Genomic DNA, 22,089 nt, shown 5'->3' on the forward strand with positions numbered 1-22,089 from the left:
ATTTTATTATTGGATGGTTACTTTTGCGCCATTGTACAGCTTACCTTCGGCTGAAACGATATAGGATTCATCTGCTGATAACCCTGATAGCACCTCAACCTTATTACCATACTCCCTGCCCAAACGCAACCATCTTAAAATGGCTGTATTAGTTTGGCTAACCGTATAAACACCTGTCAATTGACCGTTATAAACCAATGCCTCCTTTGGTACTAAAACTATGGCATTATCGGTTTGTTTTTCTACTGGGAATTGCACCGTAACAAACATACCTGACAATAAGTTAGTATCCGTTTTGTTTAAAGCAATCTTGACTAAATACTGACCTCCAGTATGCTTTGAAGATGTACTGACTTCGGAAACTTTACCTGAAAGCGTCTTATTTATGGATTTTACCAAAACCGTAACTTCAGTATTCACTATAATTTTAGAGATTTCCGTTTCAGGTACCATAGCCATCACTTCAAAGTTACCTGGAGCCTCAACGGTTATTAAAGGCTTTCCTGGATTGGCCATATCTCCAGTTTCAATCATTTTACTGGTTACAACACCATCAAAAGGTGCTGTAATATTGCTATAAGCAAATTGGGCATTGACCTCATTTCTCATTTGCTTGGCTGCTTCTAAACGGGCTTTAGCCATTTCAAAACGCGCTGTCATATCATCTAATTCCTTTTGTGATGCACTGTTTTCGGAAAACAAATTTTGAAATCGGTTGTAATCTTTTTCCGCATTGGTAAAGGCTGCTTGAGCCTCTGTAATGCTTGCCTCTACCTGTGCTTTTTTAGCTTGTAAATCGGCGTTATTAATAGCTACCAATAATTGTCCTTTTTTTACGGTATCTCCAACATTTACGGGAACTTGGGTTACATACCCCATCATTCGGGTACTTAAATCGGCACTGTTAACCGATTGAACCTTACCACTAACTGCCAAAAAGGGATTATTGTTATTTGCTGATACATCGCTCACTGTCACATTAATGGCTGGATTATTGTCTGCAACCGCAGTCTTTTTATCACCCGAACAACCTATGAAGGTTAGAGACAATGCTACTAAAGTAATGGTATATATATATTTCATGATTTATGTTTATTTGATTCTTACTTTGTTAAAAACTGCACATAAGCCAGTGCATAATTATATTCATATATGGTTTGATAATATTCTAATTGCTTTTGGGCATATTGCGTATCTGCCATGAGCAAATCAGAGGTTTTTTCCAATCCCTCTTCAAATCGGTTTTTTCGAATACGAAGTGATTCTTTGGACTGTTCAAGAGCTAATCTTGTTAATTCCAATTTGTTTTGAGCATCTGTCAACATGCGTTTCGCCTTATTAAGCTCCAATTGACTTTGCGACACGTATTGTTGGTATTCCAATTTGGATTGTTCAAACTCCGAGCGACTTTTTTGAGCCTTCCCGAAACGTTTGGTGCCTTGTAAAATATCCCAACTTAATTGGGCTCCTATAATATAGCCATTGGCATTGCCTTGAAAAACATGATCATCATACAATTCATAACTTCCAAAGGCATTGAGTCTTGGTAAAAAAGTCATTTTATCAGCTTTGTACATGGTTTCATAAGCATTGGTTGCCAATGACATCGCTTTAATATCTGACCGTTCTTCAGAAACCTGTAACTCCTGATTATTTTTTGGAATAACAACCTGCAAGCTATCTGTTGGTTGATAAATGGCTACCTGTTCTTCATTCATTAAAAAGGATAAATAATTGGATGCATTTTCCACATTACTTTTAGCCGTTTGCAACTGATTTTTAACTTCATTAACCCGAACAGAGACAGCTAATACATCTGACTTTTGTAGATACCCTTGATTAAAGCTATTCTTGGCCAATCGCTCATTGGCTTCAGCCGTTAGCAGCGCTTGTTCTAGAACCGCTACGCCTTTATAGGCCAATTGCAATTGCATATAGGCTTGTTCCACCTCCAATTCCAGATAATCTTTGGTGCGTTCGGTCTGTAAGGCAGTTGCCTCCATTTTGGTTTTGGCAGCTTTACGTTGGTAAAAACCATCCATGTTAATCAAGGGTTGTTGAATCTCAAACTTGGTAGCAAAGTTTTGCGTCTGTTCAGGATCGTTTAATAGTGCAGGATTAAAATCAGCTGCTGTTAGACTTTCCTGATTTAATTTAGACCCAAAAGCCATTAAGGGATTAGTAGTGGTAAAACCAGTGTGTGATGCCGTAATGTTAGGCAAGAACACTGCATTGGTCTGCTTAAAATCAGCTTTTGAAGCATTAAACTGTGCTTCAGAAATCTGTAAGCTGTAATTGGATTCTAGCACCTTATCCAAAGCTTCCGTTTTTCCTAACGGAATGCGTTCTTGAGCATGGAGTAAACTCATAAATCCCAGCATTCCCAAAATGATATATGTTTGTCGTTTCATAATGTATCTTAAATTTACTTGGCAAAAATACATTGGGAAACAAGGGTAGTCAGTAACAAAAGTTACTATGTATATTGTGTTAGATTATGAGACTTCTTTCGTATGATAAAATAAAAAACGCCCAAAAAAACGCCCACATGTGTGGGCGTTTTACTTACCTCGATTAATCTAACTAACTAATAAAATTAAGAGATAAAGGATATCGTGGTGTTTCGCCATGACTGGCTTTAATGGCGTTTATAATGGGAAAGGCTATAGATATCAAACCAATAACAATCAAGCCAATAATACCTAATCCAAGAAGCAATATCGCTGGAATACAAAGAATGGCATAAACAATTAAACTCAATTGAAAGTTTACAATACGCTTACCTTGTTCATCCATAGCATACACATTGTTCTTTTGAGTAGCCCAGATAATGAGTGGTACAATAAGCCCTCCAAATCCAGTAACATACGTCAGCAATTGGCTTAAATGTGTTAATACTAATAATTGATTGTCTTGTCTCATAATGGTAATTTTAAAATGATTGATGTGTTTATGTGACGCTAGTATTTGGATTTCGTTACAAATGGAATGGGATTTATTTCCCGATGCAATATTTAACTTTTCTTTAAAATAAAGGGTTCCTCGTGTTTGGGCAACAAATAGGATACAAAAAATGCATAAAAAGAGTAAACCAAGAGCAATCATTAATAAATTCACTTACGAATATAACATAAAAAAACCGCTCGATTTGAGCGGTTTTCAAATAAAAGCACCAAGCTATTAATTGGCTATCCCAGAGCCTAAATAAGTACTGTTTGATACTTGGCTACCATCGGCAGTTATAAATGCCATAAATAGCTCTACAGTATCTCCTGCGTAGGTTGTTGGTATTGCAACAATTTGAGTTCCTACTGTTCTGTCTGCTCCATCTGTTAAAGAAATAGATTCTTTCTTTGATGGATTGTAAACCAATAACATTGCTTTATCGGTAGCGTTGGCGTTACCTTCAGCAGAGTTATCATCCCAGTTAAAAGTTACCTCACCAGCTGTTGCAAGATCTGTAGAAGGGTTCAAAGCAGCTGATAAACCTCCCCTACTTACTAATGCGGTTGCATAATCCACCTCAAAGTCTGGTTCGACCCCTGTGATGGCATTATTCAACACATAAGACATCGCAGCATTAAATGCTGTTTTTTTCACTGCTAAAAACTTATACCCTTTTTGGATAAATGGTTTAACAGCTTGAATAAATTCTAAAGTCACAGTAAACTTGTTTCTTTGGTTTACCTGACCTACAGTTCTTGGATTGGCTACACTTGAAGGTTTAATTCTGATGTAGTCAATTCCTTTCCAGCTTCCACCGATAATGTTTCCAACCTTACCGGAAAGCCCTCCTAAAATTCCTTGAGCAATTTTACCCATAACATAAATAATTTAAATGAAACTTACTTTTCTTCGGACTTGGTACGGACTTGACACGAAGTTGTACCTTCCGTTGAAATATATGGCAACTTTTATGCTATTCGTTGAATATGGATTTTGTTGCTTTAGATTGCTTCCTTTTGCATCAGAAATAAAAAAATGAATATTTTTTTTACAAAGAAAAAGAGAAAAAAGAAAGCCGTTTCTTTGATGGCGTTGACATACTGTCAAGTTTTTTGGAAAAAATATTGCTGATGGAAAGGGTCTTGAAATTTGCGCCTAAACATAGGTGCAATATTTTTTTCAAAACCCGTAGGGCTTGAACTTTATAGTATGATAAGCGTGGGATGAGGAAAGCCAGCTATCTTTGCAATCTTTTTTATTCGACATTTAAACCATGTAAGAATGTTAGATCTTCTTGATTGAACCTTAAAAAGGATTGGTAAATTAATTTGAGTAATACACCTCCGTCTTGATTATTATTTTGTTGACGCCAATTAAGAATAACTGGATTAGAATTAACCCTTCCCCTAGCAGCTGGACTAAAAGGGGTGACAACATAAATCTCTTTTGTGATTTCTTGTTCATTATTAAAGAAATTATTTTTTGCAGGTATAATTATTTTAGCTTTAAATATAATTTTAGATGAGAATGTATTTGATAATTCAGCTCTATTATTGACATTAACCTGTACCCAATTATCATTTTCGATACTAAATTTAATTATGCAATTTCTATCCTGTAAGGCTCTAAAAAATAGATCAAATGAGTTGGCTGTATTATTTACATTTATTCTTCCTATAATACCATTTAAAACATTATTAGCATGAACCTTTAAACCATTGACACTAAATACGCTTGCTGTATTAAATAAAAGCCTATTAACATTATTATTTACAAAAATGTGCTTCAACAAATCATCGTTTATAACAATATCTCTTAAACATGAATCGCTTGGTGAATATTCTATTCGTTTGGTTGAATCAATAATGTCTGAATAGTTTATACGGCTATCCTGTAGATAGTTTATCAGAAAATCCTTTGCTGTTAATCTATCAAGTTCTTCAAAGACATGATTAAACAAGTTTTGATCCAGGATATATTGCCAAAGACTTATCTTTTTTGTATTGCCATGATAAAATGGAATACCTGGTGCTGACAATAGTCTTTCATTGGGATCGTGTAATGTGTTTAGGTCTTCATTATTTAATAAGATATTATCATTTAAGTAACTAATTGGCGGAAATGTTCCTATGATATAATTATCATAATTTTCTAAAGGAAGATCATTTTTATAGGGATGTATTTCAACTGGTGTTTCATTAGGTAAAACAAAATTATTTTCAATCAGAGCATGGATAAAATTGGTATTCGAATCTTGAATATTATTTAAATATTCATTTTCGTTCATGGCAGGATTAGTTTTTCTTAAAATCATAAAATATCATTTAAATAGATTAGTAATTTCTTCTTTGTTATCTAATATGATGTTGAAACTAAAGGTTTCATTTCTACCATCATTCTCGTTAATTTCATTGTATAAGAGTAATTTTCCTGAAACCATAAATACGTTTCTGTTGGTAAACGTTGTATATTCCATCAAACAAGACAAATCATCAATAGCGTAATTATTTGCTTGTTCATCAAATTTATAGACTGACATATTCTCAAATTCTACAATATATTTAGCTCCTAACACCTCTACTTTAAAACACTTATTGATATGCCCTCCTCTTCTATCAGTCAGGTAATCAAAAATGTTTACATTTTGAAAAAACTTGTCATTATTAGAGTTTAAAAGCACAATATTATTTCCTGTATACTCAACAAAAATATGGCCTAAAAAAGCCTTTGAAGGATTATTTACTTTCATTATTAGTGAATTGATTTTTAACGGATTGAATTAAATGTATAACAAACTTTTTTAAGAAAAAACTTGATTTATATCAAAACGTTTTTTTTAAATAATGTAAAGGATTTTAAAAATAAATTCCTTATGAGGTTTTTGATTTACAGGTTTTTATAAGCAGGTAATCGCGTAGCGTATGGCGATAGCCATAATAGCGAGCCGCCAGCGAGTTGAGCAAGGGTGGTGTGGGAAAATAGCCCGATAGGGCTACCACACCTACGTTGAAAACGCAAGGGTGTCGCAGGTTTTTGATGCCGTTGGCTTTAGCTTGGGTGTAGCGTGGGAAAGCAAGTGTAACAATTGAATGAAGCTATTGAAGGATGGTTACCGTTTTTAAATTTTAGCAATTGTGAGTGCTTAACGCTATTTAATTATAAGGATTTAAGTAGATTAAGGAAATTGAGGATTATAAAATTTACTAACGAGCAATTGCCAATTTAAAAATGGGTTGTGTCGTGGCTGAAATAGCTGACTGAATGCGTTACTCTTGCTGTGCGTTTGCAATATAGAATAATCCGCTTTTGGATTTAAAAGACTATTTAATCAGTTATTAAAGCGGTTTTAAAAGTATTTGGAAATTTGAAATTTCTTGAAGCGGTTATTGTATATGCAAAATGGATGCCATCAAAAACTGTGACACCCGTGAACCCACAGGTGGCATAAGCCCATCTATTCCGAAATGAAACCACTTCAAAATAAAACGCTACGCTTCATTTTGAAGTCATCACATACGGTCTTTTTATGCTCTAACTTCAATATGATTTATTTTTTTGTGTTTTACATTTCTCATCACGACGCTCTCATACCACCTGTGGGTTTTGCCCGCAGCGAACAGCAGGCGAGCCAAATTATGAAGCAGCGGTTGTACCCTTTTTATATTACGCCTGCTTTAGCAGGCTCCATATTGGGTACCTGCTTTCGCAGGTAAGGGTGCAAGAGTAGCTGCGGGTGAGGAAGTTGTGTAGTGTGTGAAGTAAAGCAAATACATAGTGCTAACGAGGATGTGCCACCGCAGTAGTGCTATGTATGTTAAGCACCAATGCTTCGCATTTGTGATTATGCTTTATGGAACAAAATGGAACAACTGACGAACACCTTATTACCTGCCTACCTCAATTTTTATTAGTAACTTAATTAAAAATTGGTGCTGGAACATACCAACATAATACAGCTATAACTGCTATAGCTATTATTATCATTATAACGTTAAATTTCCTGTTACTCATAAATGCTATACCTTTAACTTAAAGATGAATTCAAAATTTTGTAAAATTGTACATAGCTACTCATTGATGCATAGCTAGAACCGTATTTTTTCTTAAGGTTCCCATTGTGGCAATTGCACTTGTTTTATACAACCCCATTTTTCTTAATACATCTGGTTTTTTGTCTAAAATGCACATAATATTCTCTACATGTGACTGTGCATACTCTTCTAGACGATATGATGACTCGATGTATTCAATACCGATTTGTTTATTTAACAATTGTTCTAAATACACTGCTAGTGAGTTGATATTTTTCGCTGTATTTACCGTGACTTTCTTCTTTTTCTCTAAAACAAAAATGCTTATCTCAAAATTCGTTTTTTCCAATATTTTTATGAATTTGCTGATGTCGGATGTATTTATACTTTGCTTGAAATCTGATGCAATTGTCAAGGAAACTTTTTGACCAATAGATGCATTTGGTGGTACAATTAAAATAGGGCATGATTTTATTTTCTTTACTATTGCCCTTGTATTTTTTGAAACCTTTGTATCTACACTTCCGGTTATGATCACCAAATCAATGCTAATTTTTTCAATGTTTGTTTTGATACCGTTTATTAGCTCCCTATTTTCTGAAATGGCATAAAAGCTATGTTTGTCATTATCGGAATCTAATGTGCAATGTTCAACCAAAGCACCCAATTGTCTCAATGATTCCTCTTTGGGCTCATCAAAAATGGCATCATCAGCTTGAAGCAATTCAATAGCATTTAAGCCGGAAACGTCATAAGAATACGTATTTAAAAAATAAAATTCGCAGTATTCCTCTTTAAGAAGTTCTGTAACGTAATTAATGGCTACAGTACTATTACGAGAAAAATTAGTTGGGATTAATATCTTTTTCATTTTGTTCTTATTAAAAGTGAATATCCAGTTTACTGCTGTTGAAATTCTTAAGGGTAACTGTGAAAGTAGTTACTTTCACGGTTGCTTATACACAAAAAAAAAATGAGGCGTTTTGCTATTAATCAAATTTTAAACTATGTTCCCTTTTTAAATTTTTCAGTACTTATTTTATTATTTCATATCCATTATTTGCGCTGATATCTGCTTATTATGGTATAGAATTGATTTCTAAAACTGTTACAATCCGTTACAAGTTTCAAATAGTTGGCTCTTCTTTGCTCATGTATTTTTAGCCGATTTAAATCATATTTAACTTTTCCGTACTCATATTCAGTTTTAAGCTCTTGTTCATATTTACATAAATTTGCCATAATTAGGACGTTGTTCCTTCTAATTGCTAAAATTGTATTTGAAACAGACATATTTTTAATGAGTTTTTTTTCGATTAATGACATCTGTTCTAATTCACTATTGAAGGCTTCTATAGCCGCCATCCACATGTGTAATTCATTTAAATCTTTTTTTATACAAAGACGTCTATGTTCATCCATCTTGTGTGATATAATACTGCTCACATGCTTATGTTTATTTAGTCAACACCAACGAGTTTAATTTTCCCATGAATTTTATTGAAAAAATCATCCTTGAGACGTCTGTATTTATCCAAATGGTATAGATAACTTCTTCGGTAGCTTTCATGTTCTGTGATATAAACCATATCGCAAGCTGTATCTTCGCATTCTACAATATTGGTTCTTGAATTGGAGTATTTAATTAGCGCATTTAACAAGGTTTGATTTTCATTTTGTTTCTTTTCAAAACGTTTTACAACCGTACTATCATCCAATCTTGTATTGAGGTTATGATTACAGATTGTAATAAGATTGATAAGCTCTTTTTCTATATACTTAAGATGGCTAATCCAATTTTCTAATTCCATTGTGTTGATTTTATGTGTTAGATCGACATCGGAATCATGATCAAATAATCTATTCTTAAAACCTGCCATACTCTTGTTTTTTTAAATTGTTATGTTGATATTATTAAATGACTTTTCTTGTTGGACTTCAATAATTTTTATTTCATGTTGACCCATAGGAAACTCCCAGGTTACTATATCTCCCTTTGAGTAGCCAATAAGTGCTGTTCCCATAGGGGTGAGGATAGATATTTTATTGTTCTTAACATCCTTATCCATTGGTGCAACTATTTGAATTGTCTTCTCTATGCCATTATTAAAAATTATTGTCACTTTACTGTTGAATCTAATTACATCTAGTGGCATTTCGCCATTATCAACAATGTGGGCTGTTTTCAATTCATCCAATAATTTCTGATGAGATTTTAGAGTTTGAAAATCTTCAGCATAACCTGAAATGTTAAGTAGTCTTTTTAAATAGACGTACTCTTTTTTTTCCATTATTAAACTTCCATATTTCATGTCTTCATGTTTTAAATTTTTATTTATGGGAATATCCCTCTTTGTACATAAGCTTTTTCAATACGTTCAATAGCAATACAATATGCAGCAGTTCTCATGTCTATGCTTTCACATTTTGCATACTCATAAACTTTCTCAAAAGACTCTTTAAGTTTTTTGTGTAGTTTTGCCATGACCTCATCTAATTGCCATAATTCGCCATTACGATTTTGAAGCCATTCAAAATAGCTACCTACAACACCACCTGAATTGCACAAAATATCTGGTATAATAGTAATCCCTTTTTCTAATAGGATTTTTTCTCCTTCAACATTAGTAGGGCCATTTGCCCCTTCTGCAATGAGAGTAGCCTTTATTACAGGCGCGTTATCTTTTGTGATTTGATTACCAAGTGCCGCAGGAATGCATATGTCGCATTCTGTAGCAAAAAACTTTTCATTGTCAAGGTCGAATGCTTCTGGGTAACCAACGACACTATCTTTATTTGTTTTTGAATAGCTTAATAGATTTTCGACATTAATACCTTCTGCTTTTCGTATACTACCAAAAGCATCTTGAACTGCTACCATTTTTGCACCATCTTTTTCTAAAAAATGTGCAGCCCAATAGCCTACATTACCAAACCCTTGAACAATAAATCTTTTATCTATTAAACTTTCGTTGTTTTTTTCTGCCCAAAATTTAATTGATAAATAAACTCCATATCCAGTTGCTCTATCGCGACCTTCCAACCCGCCGCTTCCTGCTGGTTTTCCAGTAACTACATGTTGGTTTGCTGTACGTTCAGCTGGTGGCCTTGTACTCATGTAGGTATCTGCCATCCACGCCATGGTTTGGCTGTTTGTATTGACATCTGGTGCAGGAATATCATGTTCTGGGCCAATATTGTCTGCCAAAGCAAAGGTGAAGCGTCTGGTAATACGCTCTAATTCTCCTTGAGAATATTTTGAAGGATCTAATTTTATACCTCCTTTTCCACCACCATAAGGCAATCCTGCCAATGAGGTTTTCCAGGTCATCCACATAGCCAATGCTCTTGCAGCATCTATATCAACAGTTGGATGGTAACGTAAACCTCCTTTGTAAGGTCCTAATGCATTATTGTGCTGTACTCTATAGCCTGTAAAAATTTCCACTTCGCCATTATCCATCTTTACTGGGAAGTTTACAATAATCTCATTATTGGTAATGCTTAAGATTTTTTTAATGTTTGGATGTAGTTTGATATGGTTTGCAGCGCTTTCAAACTGCTCCATAACATTATCCATCATACCCCTTACCGGTATTTTTTTAGATTTCTTATTTCTTTCTTTTGTTAATGTTTCCATTTCTAATATTTAATTAGCGATTAAGCTATTTTTGTGAATCTTTTTTTATTTGAAAATTTAAAAGGACTGGTTCTTATCGTATCAAATCGTAACTTATTATCGGTTGTCCTTTTTAATAATATTGTACTTAAAAGACTTTTGAAATTCATGATATTTATATATTAATGTTGTTTTTATTAATTGTTGATTTTATTGACTTTTAAAATTTATTTAAAATACCTCTCGGAAATAGACCGCTCATGATATTTATCCATTATGTATTTATGCCTTGCATAATTACGATTGGGCTTTTTGTGAATTGCTTTCTGAACATTAATTGTTGTTATTATGGCATTAAAAATCATAACTTTTTGTATTATTAGTTAAACAAACAATGGCTTGCGCTCTTGGAATGTCTCTACTTCTGTGATAACTTCATCGGGCAGCGACTGATCATATTCACTACAAGACCAAACCTTGTCTTTTTGCGCTGTTAAAACACAAGTGTTTACATGTGAACAACTTGGACAAATACTAAAGTGATTCATATTGAAAAAAATTATTATTAATTACATATACCCATTGGCAATGCGTGTGCCAAAACAAGAACCTTAAATAAACAAACCCTGAAAAACCCTTTATTTAAAAGGGTTTTGAGCATATTTGGTTGTAATTTTAAAATTGGAGAAACTGGGGTATAATTACCCAGTTGGGTAAAAAAGTATCAAACCTAATCTTATTGGTCTGCAAGTTTTTGCCGAATGGTCTTTCGGTCTATTTGAAGAATTTCTGCTGCTTTTGATTTATTGTTATCAGTAGCTTTCAGTACTTTTTGAATGTATTTTTTTTCCATTACTCGTAGTGGAACGAGTTCATCGGAAGGTAAGTTTAAGTTATACTTTAAGTGTTCGGGTAAATGCTGGACTTCAATAACTTTATCGCACATAATAACTGCACGCTGAATAATATTTTCAAGTTCTCTAACATTACCAGGCCAATCGTAACGTTCTAAAATTTCCAGAGCTTCCGGAGTGATTTTTACAAATCTATCTTTATACTCTACTCCATATTTAAATAGGAATTTGTCCACTAATAATTGGATGTCCTCTTTGCGTTCACGTAGTGGAGCAATTTCGATTTCAACGACAGTTAAACGGTAAAACAAATCTTCCCTGAAGTTTTGTTTTTTTATCATCTCCTTTAAATCGCTGTTTGTAGCTGCAATGATACGCACGTCTATTTTTTCTGCTTTTGTGGAACCAACTCGCACTACTTCTTTTTCCTGCAGGACACGAAGCAATCTTGATTGAACAGGCAATGATGCATTACCTATCTCATCCAAAAAAATAGTGCCACCATCAGCTGCTTGGAAAAACCCTTCTCTATTGGTTTCGGCTCCTGTAAAAGCACCCTTTAAATAGCCGAACAGTTCCGCTTCCAACAAATTTTCTGGAATAGCACCACAATTAACTGCGACAAATGGGGCTCTTGAGAATTTGCCCTGATAGTGAATAGCTCGGGCTACCAATTCTTTACCTGTACCACTTTCGCCTTTGATAAAAATAGTTGCCTTATTATCTTTTATACGCTCAATAACTTGGATTACGTCATTTATTTTTTCTGAATTCCCGATGATATCTCCGTAGGCTTTGGTATTTGCTTCCTTGGGTCTATCTTCTTTCGTTGGTGTTTTTTGTGAAGTGACCATAGATTTATCAATTGCAGCCTTTAACTCATCCTTTGTAAATGGTTTGGTTAAATACTCTACCACTCCGGATTTAATAGCTGCCAAGGAATCTTGAATGGACGGATAGCCTGTGACGACGAGTTTTGGTAATTTTGGATAATGTTCAGACACAAATTTTATGAGTTCGAAACCATCCACTTCGGGCATTTTTAAATCTGTAATCAATAAATCGATTTGTGTATCCCTTAAAATGGAGACTGCTTCTTTAACCGATATGGCTTTAAAAACGTGATAATGCCAAGATTGCAAGTGACGGTGCAAGAGTTCTAGAATGTTAACATCGTCATCAACAATTAAGATATTTTCTTTGCGTAGTTGCATAGCTAGCATTAGTTTTTTGGAAGTGTCACTGTAAAGATAGCACCTTTTTTTATGTTATTTTCTGCCGTTATATGTCCTTTGTGTGAAGCCACAATACCATGTACGACACTTAACCCCAGCCCTGATCCTTCTCCCATTGGTTTAGTGGTGTAAAATGGTTGAAACACTTTGTCTACATCCATTTCCCCAAACCCTATGCCTTGATCCGAGATTTTAAGAATAATGTGTTTCTCATTCTGTTTGGCCTCTATGGTAACCAAGCCATTTTTTGGAGAAAAATAAATAGCATTCATCAGTAGATTGAACATAATTTGTGTTATTTGCACAGTATCTGCACGCAGCATCAAATTTTCATCTTCAATTTTAACAATATATTTTACTTTACTTTTGCGAAATGTTGGTTCCAGTAATTTTATTGATTCCTTAATAATACTTACTAGATTAATATGCTTCATTTCCTGTGGCATTGTGCAAGTAAAGAACATCAGTTTTTTAACAACCTCTCTTGAAAATATGGCATTTGTAATGATTTTATCGAGGTCATTTAGAGCTTGTTCATCTTTTTCCAATCTTGATTGTAAAAGCTCTGCAAAACCTAGAATATTGGCCAGAGGCGTGTTGAGTTCGTGAGCAATTCCAGCCGTGAGTTCACCCAAAATGGCAAGACGGTCGGTACGTTCCATTTGACGCTTCATTGACAACTCACTATTTTTGATGTCGATACGCTCCAAAAGATTGCCAATTTTTAAGGCGACATTGTCTAGCAATAATGTTTCTTCTTCTAGAAATTTGTCTGCTTTTAAAGCTGAAGCGTTAAAGGATGCGATGATACGCCCTTTGGTATCATTAAAAATTAAAATGGAACTGACGATTGTTGGATTGGTTTTATTTAATGGTTCGGTGTTTATATTTATAGATGGTGTTTCTATGGAAATCTCTGTCTTTTCGGGATATTGAAATGCTTTTTTTAAACTGTAAGCAATTGCCTTTAAGGTTTGTTCCAGCTGGTCAAAATCGGCATTTACAATAATAGATGTCACTTCATAGAGGCAGGTTAATTCTTTGATACGCTCTTTTAATTGTTGTTCTGAAGTACTCATGTGACGAAACATTTTTATTTCACTTTAAAATAAACTTAATTTTAACATCTACCCAATATTTTACAAAAACCACAATTTATTTTTTGCTTCCTCTTTAATATCATTTTTGAAACGAGGTACTAATTGTGCTACCATTTCTGGGTATCTAATGGTTATTGGTACGTTTTGAGGTTTTAAAGATTTCCAATACAGTCTGCTAAACTGGAATACTTGGGTAAGCAATTCTGTTATAATATTATCATCCTAAAAAGCATCTTCATTTGGGCTACTCATACTTACTTTTATTGGAAATGGAAAGCCATAAATACCATTTTGTATTTCTATTTGGCGTTGTGCGCAAATGGTTTCTGCTAATTGCTTGGTTTTCTTGTTAACCTCTCTTTCTGTTTTTGTTTTAGGATTAGGCGTAAGATATAACCGTAAATACTCGGTTTTGCGTTTTCCTTTATGATAGTAATCTAAATACAGACTTATTTTATCATTTTTTTTGCGTTGTCTTAATGTTACTTTCATAGGATGCTAATTAAAAAGGTTTTCTATTTGCCATCTGGCCACAATACGCTTTCTTCCAAAAGGGACCGCTTTTAAACGTCCTTGTTGAATCATTCTTTGAATGGTCCATCTACTTACACCAATCAATTGTGAAGCTTCAGTAACACTTAAAAAATCCTTATTGTTTACTGCGTTGGTATTGGAAACTTGAACAGCTACTCTTTGCTGCTGAATATCTTCAGAAAGGGTAGCTTGAATCTTTTCTTTACGCTTACGTGCCTTATAAGCTTTTTTAGCGCAAGTATCACCACAGTATTTAGTTACTGTTGTACGTGCTGTAAAAGCATTACCGCAATGTTTACAGGTTTTTGGGATGTATAAATTACTGCTCATAAATGGTGCTTTATGTAGCGTTATGGTGCAACGTGGGGCAATATGGTGCATCATTTCGCCAATCTTTTAGCCAACAGATTTTGGCAACAAATCCGTATTTAAGGCAACAGATATACAACAAATTTAGTTAAAAAAGAGCAAAAAAGCAACAAAAAAGAGAAGATAAAAATACGTAAAGTCAATAAAATCAACACATTAACAATAAAAAGAAAGTAAGTTACTTCCCGATACAAAAATTGGCAAAAATATTACCCAATAGGTCATCATTAGTAATCTCACCGGTAATTTCACCAAAATGGTATAAAGCCTGGCGAATATCAATGGCCATCAAATCACCAGACAATCCCGACTCCAGACCATGCTTCACTTTTTGTATTTCTTCAAAGGCTTTAAGAAGTGCATCATAATGCCGTGTGTTGGTTACAATGGTTTCATTATTTCGAAGCGCTCCTGTGTTAATTAAATTTAGAAGGGAGTTAGTTAATTGCTCCACACCAAACCCTGTTTTTGCTGATAGTAATTGCACACCATCAATCTGGTTTTGCAGTTCTGCCAACTGAACATCATCCAGTTTATCTATCTTATTAGCAATGATGAGTAGCGGTTTTTGAGGATACTTATTTTTTATTTTTTCAATCTCCAATTTGATAGCCTTTAAATTGGAAATACCCTTAAAACTATCAAACAAATAAATGGTGACTTGCGATTGCTCTATTTTTTCAAAGGTTTTTTTGATACCAATACTTTCCACAACATCTTGTGTTTCTCGAATACCCGCCGTGTCTATAAATCGAAATCCGATACCACCTATGGAAATCTCATCCTCTATAGTATCTCTTGTCGTTCCAGCAATTTCCGAAACAATAGCCCGTTCTTCGTTTAACAAGGCATTCAAAAGAGTTGATTTACCAACATTGGGTTCTCCGACAATAGCAACTGGAATGCCATTTTTTATCACATTACCAACTGCAAAGGAATCTATCAACCGTTTAAGTACAAAAGTAATTCGGTCAATTAAGACTTTGAATTGGGTTCTGTCTGCAAACTCCACATCTTCTTCTGCAAAATCCAATTCCAATTCAATCAAGGAGGCAAAATTCAAGAGTTCCTCACGAAGTTTGGCAATTTCAGAAGAAAAACCACCGCGCATTTGTTGCATAGCTATTTGATGAGAGGCTTCATTATCGCTGGCAATAAGATCGGCTACCGCTTCAGCCTGGCTTAAATCCAGCTTTCCATTTAAGAAAGCCCGTAAGGTAAACTCACCGGCATCAGCCATACGACAACCTTTTCGCAAGAACAATTGAATAATTTCCTGCTGGATGTACGGCGAACCATGACAACTGATTTCAACCACATCTTCACCTGTATATGAGTGTGGGTTTTTAAAAATGGATACCAAAACCTCATCTATGGTTTTCTGCCGATCCACAATATGTCCCAGATGAATGGTATGTGTTTTTTGTTGCGACAATTGCTTCTTACTGGTAACCGATTGAAAACAATCTGAAACCATACTGATGGCCTTATTTCCAGACAATCTAATAATAGCTATAGCTCCTGCCCCAGAAGGAGTCGCCAAAGCAACTATGGTATCATTTTGTATCATGGCACAAAAATAGTAAATAGTAGGCACATAAATTCATGCCAGATATTAGGTTAATCTTAACATCGCATTTTGGCTTTAACTCTTATATTTGCACAACTAAAAAAGCATATCATGTTCAAAAAACTTTTAATTCTAGCATTGGCAATTGGTTTTATATCTTGTGAAAAAGAAAGTAAACCCGATGGTTTTGTGATTAATGGCAAAATTGATTCGTATTACAGTGGCCGTAAAATCAAATTATCTAGAATTGCGCGTTCTGGTTCCTATACCGTTGATTCTACCATTATCAACAATGGGAAGCTACAATTAAAAGGTAAAGTTGAATCGCCTGATATGTATTACATTTTTATTGATACTTACCCAGGTGCATTGCCATTAATTGTAGAAAATGATGTCATAAATATTGATTTCAATAAAGACACTTTAGACGCTTCTATTGTAACTGGAGGCAAGGAAAATGCCATATTCAATATTTATCAGGATTTTGCTAAACCGCTTAAAAAGGAAAATGCAAAATTGACAGAAAAATTTAAAGTTGCTAGAAGTAAAGGTGACATGGAAACTATGCAGGCTATCCGAAAAACTTATGACAGTTTAGTTAAGTTAAATAATAATCAATGCATGAAGTACATTAGAGAGTACAATGATGCTGTTACCAGTGCCATTTTTCTAGAAGATTTTCTTAATGCAAAAGCTGTCACTGTCAGTCTAGCCAATGAGTTATATAATAATTTCACAGATAATGTTAAGGCTAGTCGTTCAGCAAAAGAAGTAAAACGTGTTGTTGATGCCACGCTGGCAACCGAAGTTGGTAGTGTTGCACCCAAATTTAGTGCACCAGACCCTGAAGGCAATATGATTGCATTAGAAGATATCATGGGAAAAGTAACCATTGTGGACTTTTGGGCATCATGGTGCGGTCCTTGTAGAAAGGAAAATCCTAATGTGGTCAAAGTTTATAATAAATATCACGATAAAGGGTTAGAAATAATTGGTGTCTCTTTAGATGGAAGCAATAGACAAAATAATCCAAAAAATGCTTGGCTGGATGCCATTGCAAAGGATAGTTTGAACTGGCATCATGTCTCTAATTTAGAATATTTTAATGACCCTGTGGCCAAGCAATACAATATCAATTCTATTCCTGCAACTTTTATCTTGGACAGTGGAGGCAAAATAATAGCAAAAAATCTTCGTGGTGACGCGCTAGAACAAAAGATTTCAGAATTATTGGATTAAGTTGAAATAGTTTATATTTTCCCCATCTTCTTTAATAGAAATAGCAGAACGATGGGCAATGCCAATAGACCTATCATTAACAAATGGGTTTCAAATAACCAAGAAGCCAATATCAACGTTATAATATAACCACCTAGAGCCCCTCCAAAATGAGCATCATGTCCTATGTTACCAATTCGGTTTTTCATGCCATAAATTGAATACAATAAATAGCCAACACCAAATATGTAGGCTGGAATTGGTATGGGAATAAAGAACATATATAAACTCATATCTGGCTGCAACAAAATAGCCGAATATATGATGCCTGTAACTGCACCACTGGCTCCAACGGCACTGTAATGGTATTCATCCTTGTGAAAATAGAGCGACAATAAATTTCCCAATAGCAAACTGCCTATATAAATAATTAAAAATTTAAAACTACCCAGGTAATCGATAACCACATCGGCAAAAAAATACAAGGTGAACATGTTGAAAAATAAGTGCGCATTGTCCACATGCAGAAACCCTGAACTAAACATACGTATCTGCTCTCCTCGCCTGACAGCACCAACATTAAACTTATACTTTTCAAAGAAACCATAATCACCAAAAGCCTTGAATGAAATAATGACATTAGCTGCTATGATAATGATGGTAATCAAACTTAAATTGCCCATAAATAGTAAATGTTTAAATAGAATATAGTCTATATTTGTCACTGCAAATCTATAACTTATTCATGCAATTTCTTGCTTACATTCTAATTTATCCTTTTTTGTGGCTAATATCCTTATTGCCGTTTAGGTTATTATACTTGTTTTCCGATTTTGTTTACGTCCTGCTTTTTTACATCATTGGGTATCGCCGAAAAACGGTAAAGGAAAACCTAAAGCTGGTATTTCCAAAAAAGTCCGACCATGAACTTAAAACCATTTCCAAAAAGTTTTATCACCACATGTGTGATATGTTTTTAGAAATGATCAAGACATTGACCATATCACGAAAACAGTTAAACAAGCGTTTCATAATCAAGAATCCCGAACGCCTTCAACAACTTGAGGCTCTAAACAAAAGTATTGTAGTTATGTACGGTCATTATGCCAGCTATGAATGGTCTTTTGTGGTTGAGAATCATATTTCAATGAAAGGAATTGGGATTTATAAAACCATTGCCAATAAATATTTTGACAAATTGGCTCGTAAGCTTCGCTCGCGCTATAATACAGAACTCATTGATACTAAAAAAGCCATTGCTAAAATAACAGATTATGAAAGTCAAAACGTAAAATCTGTAATAGCTTTTTTAAGTGATCAATCTCCTAAAAACTTTAAAAAATATTACTGGACCAAATTTATGGGGATTAAAGTACCTTGTTTTACAGGTGCTGAAAAAATTGCCAAAGAATTAGACTTATCAGTAACATATTTAAAAATCGAAAAAGTAAAACGCGGTTATTACGAAGCTGAATTCATCACACTTGCAGAAAACGCTAGAGAATATCCAGATTACGAAATAACGGATAAGTTTACACGGGAACTAGAAAAACAAATTCGCAAGGCTCCTGAATATTATCTCTGGACACATAAACGTTGGAAACATCGAGGCAAAAAGCCGAATTAAAGTTTAAACCAGTTTTTTAAGGTCAGGTCTTCTTCGGTCGTATCTACTAAAGATCGATGATTGAATTCATTGGTACATTTGTCATAATCATATTCCTTTGCCCATTCCTGATGGTTTTGAGCCAATTCAATGATACTTTCGCATACCTTTCTAACTTCTGCATCGGTGGTTGTAGGATGTATGGATAGCCTTATCCATCCTGGCTTTCGGGTCAACTCACCCAATGAAATTTCCTGTGTCAACTCATGTGAGGTTTCATAGTCCACATGCAATAAATAATGCCCATAAGTTCCGGCACAACTACAACCTCCTCTGGTTTGAATGCCGAATCGGTCGTTCAAAAGTTTGACACCCAAATTATAATGCAAATCATCAATATAAAAAGAAATAACGCCCAAACGGTCTTGGTGTTGACCAGCCAAAATATTAATGTTTTCAATAGGTTTTAGTTTATTGAAAATATAGTCTATGATTTGGTGTTCACGATCCAACATGTTTTTGACACCCATTTGCTCTTTGAGTTTGATGGCCAGAGCTGTTCTGATAGTTTGTAAAAAACCTGGTGTGCCGCCATCCTCACGATCCTCAATATTATCAATATACTTATGCTCACCCCAAGGATTGGTCCAACTTACAGTACCACCTCCAGGACAATCAGGAATCATGTTTTTGTACAATTTCTTGTTGAAAATAAGTACACCAGATGACCCTGGACCACCTAAAAACTTATGAGGTGAAAAGAAAATGGCATCCAAAGCTTGTTTTTCATTTTTTGGGTGCATATTGATATTGACATAGGGAGCCGAACAAGCATAATCGACGAAACATACGCCACCATGATTGTGCATTAATTCAGCAACCTGATGTACGGGATTTTGAATTCCAGTTACATTGGAACCATGAACAATAGAAGCTATTTTTATAGTACGGTCCTGATATTCAATCAGCAATTTCTCCAAATTATCAAGACTGAATAAACCATCTTCACCCGGTGGAATGACCTCTACCTTTGCAATAGTTTCTAACCATGTCGTTTGGTTGGAGTGATGCTCCATATGAGATACAAAAACCACTGGGCACAATTCTGCCGGTATTTCGGTAAATTTTTTAAGGTTTTCAGGGACTTTTAAACCTAAAATTCTTTGGAATTTGTTGACGACACCAGTCATTCCGTTGCCAGAAACAATTAATACATCATCTTCATTGCAGTTGACATGGGATTTTATGATGTGTTTAGCTTCGTGATACGCTTTTGTCATCGCCGTTCCAGAAACCGTTGTTTCTGTATGTGTGTTGGCCACGAAAGGTCCAAATTCATTACACAGTTTTTCTTCAATAGGCCTATATAATCTCCCTGAAGCTGTCCAGTCTGTATAAACGATTTTTTTCTTTCCAAAAGGCGATTCAAACTCTTGGTCTATTCCAATAATATTATTTCTAAAGTCATTGAAATAGGCCTCTAAATCTATGGACTTCTTGGTATTTGGTATTGTTAAGGACATACTGACGAATTTGAACGCTACAAAAATACTAAATATTAGCCACTGCTTTAATTTCAGATATGATTTTATCTGCTAAACTATCTGCTTCAAGCTGCGAAGGTGCCTCCGTATAGACTCTGATAATCGGTTCCGTATTACTTTTTCTTAAATGCACCCAGCTATCAGAAAAATCAATTTTAACACCATCTATGGTGGTTAGGTTCTCATGAGCGTATTTGGCCTCCATGATTTTAAGCAGCGCATCTACATCCAAACTCGGTGTTAACTCAATCTTCTTTTTACTCATAAAGTAATTAGGGTATGTTGCGCGAAGTTCACTGGTAGTCATTTTCTTTTCAGCCAATAAACTTAAAAATAAAGCTACTCCAACTAAAGCATCTCGACCATAATGTAGTTCTGGATAAATAATACCACCGTTTCCTTCTCCACCAATAATGGCCTGATTCTGCTTCATTAAGGCCACTACATTCACTTCTCCAACAGCACTGGCTTGATATGAGCCTCCGTGCTTTTCGGTTACATCGCGTAAAGCTCTTGTGGAGCTCATGTTACTCACTGTATTCCCTGGTGTTTTACTCAATACATAGTCAGCACAGGCCACCAAGGTATATTCTTCACCAAACATTTCACCCTTTTCATCCATGAATGCCAGTCTATCAACATCAGGGTCTACCACAATCCCTAAATCGGCTCGCTCCTTGACAACCATTTGTGATAAATCTGACAAATGCTCCTTCAGGGGCTCTGGGTTATGAGGAAAATGACCATTAGGTTCACAATACAATTTAACGGTGTGCACTCCCAAACGGTCTAATAATAGCGGAATAGCAATTCCGCCCGTAGAATTGACGCCATCAACAACCACTTTAAAATTAGCATGCTCTATGGCTTTTTTATTAACCAAAGGCATTTTTAAAACCTCGTCAATGTGCATGTCAATATAAGCCTGATTTTTGGTAATCTTTCCTAAACTATCCACATCGGAAAAAGTCATACTTTCCTGTTCGGCAATTTCCAAAATTTTAGAACCTTCAACACCATCCAAAAATTCACCTTTACTATTCAATAGCTTTAAAGCATTCCATTGTTTAGGGTTATGACTGGCAGTCAAAATGATACCGCCATCAGCATGCTCCATGGGCACGGCCACTTCAACCGTAGGAGTGGTTGACAATCCTAAATCAATCACATGAATTCCAAGGCCAACCAAGGTGTTCATTACCAAATTTTGAATCATTTCGCCAGATATGCGAGCATCTCTGCCAACAACCACACGGTAGTTCTCCTTATTGCGTTGCTGTTTGAGCCACACCCCATAAGCAGAAGCAAACTTTACAGCATCAATAGGTGTTAAATTATCTCCTACCTGACCTCCAATGGTTCCTCTAATTCCTGAAATTGATTTTATAAGCGTCATACGATTTTTTAAATTTGAACAAATATAAGTTTTCTGTATGTTTTCTATGATACGAATTCGTAAATTC

General features: G+C 34.9%; 22 protein-coding genes. 2 read left to right on the forward strand and 20 right to left on the reverse strand.

The annotated features are described in order from the left end of the window. Positions 1-6: 6 nt before the first annotated feature. From C1T31_RS10575 to mnmE, 17 genes are all read right to left on the reverse strand, one after another. Positions 7-1,083, reverse strand: a complete 1,077-nt coding sequence (locus tag C1T31_RS10575) for an efflux RND transporter periplasmic adaptor subunit (protein WP_103052472.1) — start codon at positions 1,081-1,083, stop codon at positions 7-9. Between the two features lie 20 nt (positions 1,084-1,103). Further along, positions 1,104-2,411: a TolC family protein gene (locus tag C1T31_RS10580; protein ID WP_103052473.1), complete on the reverse strand. Its 1,308-nt coding sequence runs from the start codon at positions 2,409-2,411 to the stop codon at positions 1,104-1,106. A 172-nt stretch (positions 2,412-2,583) separates the two neighbouring features. Continuing rightward, the gene (locus C1T31_RS10585; protein WP_103052609.1) at positions 2,584-2,922 is read right to left on the reverse strand and encodes a DUF4870 domain-containing protein; all 339 of its coding nucleotides are present in this window, start codon (positions 2,920-2,922) and stop codon (positions 2,584-2,586) included. Between the two features lie 258 nt (positions 2,923-3,180). Then, positions 3,181-3,822, reverse strand: a complete 642-nt coding sequence (locus C1T31_RS10590) for a DUF6266 family protein (protein ID WP_103052474.1) — start codon at positions 3,820-3,822, stop codon at positions 3,181-3,183. A gap of 379 nt (positions 3,823-4,201) precedes the next feature. Further along, positions 4,202-5,260 carry a hypothetical protein gene (locus C1T31_RS10595; RefSeq protein ID WP_103052475.1) on the reverse strand — a complete coding sequence of 353 codons (1,059 nt, stop codon included), beginning with the start codon at positions 5,258-5,260 and terminating at the stop codon, positions 4,202-4,204. Between the two features lie 6 nt (positions 5,261-5,266). Continuing rightward, the gene (locus C1T31_RS10600; protein WP_103052476.1) at positions 5,267-5,695 is read right to left on the reverse strand and encodes a hypothetical protein; all 429 of its coding nucleotides are present in this window, start codon (positions 5,693-5,695) and stop codon (positions 5,267-5,269) included. A gap of 1,322 nt (positions 5,696-7,017) precedes the next feature. After that, positions 7,018-7,848, reverse strand: a complete 831-nt coding sequence (locus tag C1T31_RS10605) for a universal stress protein (RefSeq protein WP_103052477.1) — start codon at positions 7,846-7,848, stop codon at positions 7,018-7,020. A 185-nt stretch (positions 7,849-8,033) separates the two neighbouring features. Beyond that, entirely contained in the window at positions 8,034-8,399 is a 366-nt protein-coding gene (locus tag C1T31_RS10610) for a hypothetical protein (protein WP_123912666.1), read from the reverse strand. Positions 8,400-8,437: 38 nt separating this feature from the next. After that, positions 8,438-8,857, reverse strand: coding sequence for a hypothetical protein (locus tag C1T31_RS10615; protein WP_103052479.1), 420 nt, complete (start codon positions 8,855-8,857; stop codon positions 8,438-8,440). Positions 8,858-8,869: 12 nt separating this feature from the next. Then, a complete protein-coding gene (locus C1T31_RS10620) occupies positions 8,870-9,289 on the reverse strand; it encodes a GreA/GreB family elongation factor (protein WP_103052480.1) in 420 nt (139 codons plus the stop codon). A 23-nt stretch (positions 9,290-9,312) separates the two neighbouring features. Then, on the reverse strand, positions 9,313-10,617 hold the full coding sequence (locus tag C1T31_RS10625; protein WP_103052481.1) for a Glu/Leu/Phe/Val family dehydrogenase: 1,305 nt from the start codon (positions 10,615-10,617) through the stop codon (positions 9,313-9,315). 362 nt (positions 10,618-10,979) lie between these two features. Beyond that, the gene (locus C1T31_RS14085) at positions 10,980-11,144 is read right to left on the reverse strand and encodes a hypothetical protein (RefSeq protein ID WP_165780102.1); all 165 of its coding nucleotides are present in this window, start codon (positions 11,142-11,144) and stop codon (positions 10,980-10,982) included. A gap of 188 nt (positions 11,145-11,332) precedes the next feature. Continuing rightward, positions 11,333-12,664: a sigma-54-dependent transcriptional regulator gene (locus tag C1T31_RS10630; protein WP_103052610.1), complete on the reverse strand. Its 1,332-nt coding sequence runs from the start codon at positions 12,662-12,664 to the stop codon at positions 11,333-11,335. 8 nt (positions 12,665-12,672) lie between these two features. Continuing rightward, the gene (locus C1T31_RS10635; RefSeq protein WP_103052482.1) at positions 12,673-13,764 is read right to left on the reverse strand and encodes a sensor histidine kinase; all 1,092 of its coding nucleotides are present in this window, start codon (positions 13,762-13,764) and stop codon (positions 12,673-12,675) included. A gap of 243 nt (positions 13,765-14,007) precedes the next feature. Further along, the gene (locus C1T31_RS10640) at positions 14,008-14,277 is read right to left on the reverse strand and encodes an Arm DNA-binding domain-containing protein (protein ID WP_243398934.1); all 270 of its coding nucleotides are present in this window, start codon (positions 14,275-14,277) and stop codon (positions 14,008-14,010) included. 6 nt (positions 14,278-14,283) lie between these two features. Then, a complete protein-coding gene (locus tag C1T31_RS10645) occupies positions 14,284-14,703 on the reverse strand; it encodes a helix-turn-helix domain-containing protein (protein ID WP_243398935.1) in 420 nt (139 codons plus the stop codon). A 163-nt stretch (positions 14,704-14,866) separates the two neighbouring features. After that, positions 14,867-16,258: a tRNA uridine-5-carboxymethylaminomethyl(34) synthesis GTPase MnmE gene (gene mnmE / locus C1T31_RS10650; RefSeq protein ID WP_103052483.1), complete on the reverse strand. Its 1,392-nt coding sequence runs from the start codon at positions 16,256-16,258 to the stop codon at positions 14,867-14,869. 111 nt (positions 16,259-16,369) lie between these two features. Here mnmE and C1T31_RS10655 point away from each other — a divergent pair, with 111 nt between their 5' ends. After that, entirely contained in the window at positions 16,370-17,497 is a 1,128-nt protein-coding gene (locus tag C1T31_RS10655; RefSeq protein WP_103052484.1) for a TlpA disulfide reductase family protein, read from the forward strand. An 11-nt stretch (positions 17,498-17,508) separates the two neighbouring features. On the opposite strand, the gene C1T31_RS10660 is transcribed toward C1T31_RS10655, so the two are convergent. Further along, positions 17,509-18,159: a rhomboid family intramembrane serine protease gene (locus tag C1T31_RS10660; protein WP_103052485.1), complete on the reverse strand. Its 651-nt coding sequence runs from the start codon at positions 18,157-18,159 to the stop codon at positions 17,509-17,511. Positions 18,160-18,221: 62 nt separating this feature from the next. On the opposite strand from C1T31_RS10660, the gene C1T31_RS10665 reads away from it, so the two are divergent. Beyond that, entirely contained in the window at positions 18,222-19,103 is an 882-nt protein-coding gene (locus tag C1T31_RS10665; RefSeq protein WP_103052486.1) for a lysophospholipid acyltransferase family protein, read from the forward strand. Here the strand turns inward: C1T31_RS10665 and C1T31_RS10670 are convergent. Together C1T31_RS10670 and glmM are read right to left on the reverse strand one after the other, a co-directional pair. After that, the gene (locus C1T31_RS10670; protein WP_103052487.1) at positions 19,100-20,605 is read right to left on the reverse strand and encodes an aminotransferase class V-fold PLP-dependent enzyme; all 1,506 of its coding nucleotides are present in this window, start codon (positions 20,603-20,605) and stop codon (positions 19,100-19,102) included. The two genes, C1T31_RS10665 and C1T31_RS10670, sit on opposite strands and share 4 nt — an antisense overlap. Before the next feature lie 28 nt (positions 20,606-20,633). Then, complete coding sequence (gene glmM, locus C1T31_RS10675; RefSeq protein WP_103052488.1) at positions 20,634-22,022, reverse strand: phosphoglucosamine mutase; 1,389 nt, start codon at positions 22,020-22,022, stop codon at positions 20,634-20,636. Positions 22,023-22,089: the final 67 nt, after the last annotated feature.

Source organism: Hanstruepera neustonica, from assembly GCF_002895005.1.
GTDB classification, from domain to species: Bacteria; Bacteroidota; Bacteroidia; order Flavobacteriales; family Flavobacteriaceae; genus Hanstruepera; species Hanstruepera neustonica.